Consider the following 500-nt stretch of genomic DNA (forward strand, 5'->3'; position numbering starts at 1 on the left):
TTTCCCCCCACTTCTATAGTGCTATAATGGTTGTCAATGGTATCAGCATTAATGATGAGATTGCCACTAGATTGTATCATCCCCGAAACTGGTTTATGAGAAAACCCTTGCGTGACAGTCTTTTCTGTCATATGTGACCAGTTTTCGTTTGAGGATAAGACCCCCCACCTATCACCATTCCATACAAACTCTTCTATGTCTCCTTTTCGAGCATTATGTTTCCAAGTAAATGCCTTATAGGCTGTCCCATCTTTTAAAGTTGCCGTGCCATAGGTTCCTTCTTTGTTATTCCAAAGTTGTTGCTCAAATATAAAGTGTTTTGGACCTACTGCCCCATGCTTTCTCTTAGAAAGTTTTCCTTTTCCCCAACGATCCCAGTCCATATCATGATATAAAGGTCTGCCATCGAGAAAATTATATTTGTCTGGTTTTTGGAAAGAAATATCGCTATATTCGGTTTTTTCTGTGATGACAGGCGTGCTATCAGCTTCGTTTTTCAG

At 39.8% G+C, this 500-nt stretch carries 1 protein-coding gene; it reads right to left on the reverse strand.

The genetic code is table 11. The annotated features are described in order from the left end of the window. Positions 1-500, reverse strand: a 500-nt coding sequence (locus ACFIMU_RS08800; protein WP_375697045.1) for a hypothetical protein, incomplete at both ends; no start/stop codon positions are given.

Source organism: Bartonella sp. AC70YNML (genome assembly GCF_042196545.1).
Taxonomy (GTDB): Bacteria; Pseudomonadota; Alphaproteobacteria; order Rhizobiales; family Rhizobiaceae; genus Bartonella.